The organism is Sulfuricaulis sp., assembly GCF_041499725.1.
In the GTDB taxonomy this organism is placed as follows: Bacteria; Pseudomonadota; Gammaproteobacteria; order Acidiferrobacterales; family Sulfurifustaceae; genus Sulfuricaulis.
On sequence record NZ_JBGQKW010000141.1, the window covers coordinates 1 to 3,761 of the forward strand.

A 3,761-nucleotide genomic window follows, 5' to 3' on the forward strand; every position below is an offset into this window, starting at 1 on the left:
CTCCTGCGCCAGCAGGTCGATGTGTATCGCTTGCAGTTCGCCGCGCGCGAGCATTCGATCGAGCCGCGCCTCCTCGGAAAACTGGACCATCTTGACGGCGTATTCGATGGCCTCGCCGGAACCGTTGAGCCGGGGGGAGGAGGGCGAGCCGGTGATGGGAATCACGCCAAGGTAAAGCGCTTCCGCCAGACGCCGGTTCAGACGCAGTTCCTCCGCGCAATAGAAGCGGCGTTTGTCGAGCGTGCTGAAATCGAGAAACCCGAGGTTGACCGGTTTCTTGATTTTATAGGCGTAGGGACCGGTGAGGACGACCCAGGAAATATGCGTCTCGACCACGTGAATGTTCCGCACCGCATGGTCGTAGCCGGCGGGATCGAGCAACGCCTGAATCAGGGGCGGAAGTCTGTTCTCCACGGCATGGCCTCCCTCCACGAGCCGGCGGAAGGAGCTGGACCCCGCCGGCAGCTACCAACTATATCCAAAGTTGTCGCGGAAGCGGATGGCGAATTCGTCCGGGGTGAAGCGGTGATTCTGGGTGCCATGATGCGCGATCTTGATGGCACCGATGAGCGCGGCAATGCGGCAGGTGGTATCCCAGTCCATGCCGCGCGCCAGGCCATAGAGCAGGCCGGCGCGATAGGCGTCGCCGCAGCCGGTCGGGTCGGTGACTTCGGTAACCGGTACCACCGGGATTTCGATCACGCGCCCATCGGTGTAAACAGCGGACCCGCGCGCGCCGAGCGTGACGATCAATCCCTTCCCGTATCTGGCCAGTTCGCTCAGGGATTTTTCGGTGCGCTCCTGCATCAGCTCGGCCTCGTAGTCATTGAGCGTGACCCACGTGGCCTGCTCGATGAAGGTCATCAGGTCGTCGCCATCGAACAGCGGCATGCCCTGCCCCGGGTCGAAGATGAAGGGAATGCCGGCTTCGGCGAACTGCCGGGCGTGCTGGATCATGCCTTCACGCCCGTCGGGCGAGACGATGCCGAGTTTGACACCGCTCGCATCGGTCACATGGGTTTCGTGCGAGCGGTTCATCGCTCCGGGATGAAATGCAGTGATTTGGTTGTCGTCCATGTCGGTGGTGATGAAGGCCTGCGCGGTGTAGGTGTCCTCGCATACCTTGATATGACGACGGGTGATGCCATGTTTGTCCATCCATTCGGCATAGAAACCGAAGTCCTTGCCGACCGTACCCATGGGTAGCGGCTCGCCACCGAGGAGCTTCAGGCTGTAGGCGATGTTGCCGGCGCAACCGCCGAACTCGCGGCGCATCTCCGGCACCTGGAACGAAACGTTCAGGATATGCACCTTGTCGGGCAGAATGTGATTCTTGAACTGGTCCTGGAAGACCATGATGGTGTCGTAGGCGAACGAGCCACAGATCAGTGCTGACATGGGGAGATCCTGTTATCTCTGCGAATTAAGGGCGGACTGCCAACGGGGTAGGATTGTCCGGTGCGCCAAGGCTGTTTGCAAGTCGCTGGGTACCCGATATTCGGCTCGTCCGCTCTAGTTGGACGGGGGTGATTTGTCCTTGGCGTCTTTTCGAAGGGCGCCCGTCCTCCGCCGGAGCACTAGTTCGATGCGATCGCGATAGATCATGACGAACAGAATGAGCGCGAGGCTGAGGCCGACGACGGTGAACAGCGCGCCATAATGCTCGTCACGGAACAACGTTCCGCCGACGGTGAGCAGCACCGTGCCGAGCAGGCGGCCGGAAGCGGAGACGATCAAAAAGTCGCGCTGTCGCATGTGGCCCAGGCCGAGCACGTAGCAAAGAATATCCTTGGGAAAGCCGGGGATGAGAAACATGAGAAACGCCAGCAACAGCCCCTTGTGCTGCATCACGTAGTCGTATCGCTGGATTGTCGCGGCGCTCACGAAACGCTCGACCAGCGGCCGGCCCAGCAGACGCGCCAGTATGAACGCGATCCACGAACCGATTGTCAGTCCGATGGTGGAATAGACCACGCCCCACACCGGCCCGAAAAACATCCCGCCGACGAAGCCGGTGACCTCGCCGGGGATCGGCGCAGCTACAACCTGCACGATCTGAAGGCCGATGAAAATCGTCGCAGCATGGATACGGTTCTCTTTGATGAATTGCAGCAAGCGGTTTTTGCTCGTCAGCAAGTCGATCATGCCGGTCGCGTACAGGGCATAAGCCATGCCGGCGATGATCATTCCCATCAGCAGAAGCAGGAAGGCTGTTTTTTTGTCCAGTTTAAACATGTCGGTAGTGCCCGCTGAACGCGACGGTTATTGACCCGGCACAATTGTTTTGAACGCAGGCACGCCCCGCCGTGGCTGCATGTCGTTCGCCATGAGAGGGTCGTGCCGGGTCAATAACGGAAAATCATAAGAGTTCCGATTATTGCGGCGGCATAACGTGATAAAACCCAAGGCCACGTGCCAGAATTTCCTTCGAAACGGTTCAATATGGTTTCATGCCGCCGCAATAATCAACCTTTTTATTTCATTGTAGGCGGGTCTGAACACAAGCGGGATGATGCCATCCTAACATGTTCCGGAAAGTGGGGGTTACAGCGTCAGCCGCCGGTAGATATCCGAGACTTTCAACGGCAGCTTGCGCACCTCGTCGACCAGCACCCAGTTCACCGCGCCGTACATGTGCGGCAGGTAGTCGCGCGCGGCCTCGTCGATGGTGATGCAGAACGGATGGATGCCGGCGCGCTTGGCTTCGATCAGGCTCATGCGCGTGTCCTCGATGCCGTACTCGCCGCGGTAGCCGTCGTAGTCGTCGGGTTTGCCGTCCGAGAGCGTGATCAGCAGCTTGGTGCGCGCCTCTACGTCGTTCAGAAGTTTGGTCAGGTGCCGGATGGTCACGCCCATGCGCGTGTAATCCTGCGGCCGGATGCCGGCGATGCGCCGGCGCACTTCATCGCTGTATATTTCATCGAAGCGCTTGATGCGATACAGCTCGCAGCGCTTGCGCGTCATGCCGGAGAAGCCGTAGATCGCGTAACGGTCGCCGAGGATTTCCAGCGCCTCGCACAGCAGCACCAGCGCCTCGCGTTCGGCGTCGTTGATCCAGCCCTTGGTCGAGCCGCTCATGTCGACCATGAACATCACCGCGATGTCGCGTTCGAACTTGTGCAGCTTGGTGAACAGCCGCTCGGAGAGCTCCATGCCGCTTTTCATGTCGGCCTGTGCCTCGACGAGCGCGTCGAAATCGACGTCGTCCCCGTTCATCTGTTTCTTGAGCAGCTTGTTTTCCCCGCGCAGCGCCTCGAAGGTCCTGCGCAGCGCCGGCAATACGCCGTGGTACTTGCGCAGCGTGCGCGCCACGAACGGATCGCTGTCCGGGTGCACGTCGAGTTCGCGCAGCACGCACCAATGTTTGCGATAATGATTGCGCCGGTGATCCCACTCGTTGTACAGAAACGCGCCTTCCTCGTGATAGGTGCCCTTCCACACGTCCTCCGGGCGTTTTTCCTCCGCGGCCTGACGGTAGCCGCCCGCGCCCGCCGCCACCAGATAGTCCTCCGGAATATGCTCGAGGTCCTGGACGATGGAGCCCATGAGGCCGCGTACGTCGGCCGGCGGCTGTATCGGCTGGCCGTCGATACTGAGCGCGAAAATGAACTGCCCGGGGCGATCCGGATCGGGAATCGTTTCGATACTGTAACGCCGCGAATTCGGTGTCGTGGCGGTCTCCGTCCCGTCCCGGTCTTCGACGGACTCCTGACCGATCTGGGCCAGCGCCTGACGGAAGAGTTCTTTTTCCCGCGCGACGC

At 60.5% G+C, this 3,761-nt stretch carries 3 protein-coding genes and 1 pseudogene; all 4 read right to left on the reverse strand.

Annotated elements, in window-relative coordinates:
* Window positions 1-414: pseudogene (locus tag ACC569_RS14235) on the reverse strand (aminoglycoside phosphotransferase); the annotation flags it as partial.
* 51 nt (window positions 415-465) lie between these two features.
* The gene (locus ACC569_RS14240; RefSeq protein WP_372524189.1) at window positions 466-1,398 is read right to left on the reverse strand and encodes a carbohydrate kinase family protein; all 933 of its coding nucleotides are present in this window, start codon (window positions 1,396-1,398) and stop codon (window positions 466-468) included.
* Window positions 1,399-1,512: 114 nt separating this feature from the next.
* Complete coding sequence (locus ACC569_RS14245; RefSeq protein ID WP_372524190.1) at window positions 1,513-2,235, reverse strand: TVP38/TMEM64 family protein; 723 nt, start codon at window positions 2,233-2,235, stop codon at window positions 1,513-1,515.
* A 309-nt stretch (window positions 2,236-2,544) separates the two neighbouring features.
* Window positions 2,545-3,761 (reverse strand): nitric oxide reductase activation protein NorD (locus tag ACC569_RS14250; RefSeq protein WP_372524191.1); only part of this gene is annotated, 1,217 nt, incomplete at its 5' end.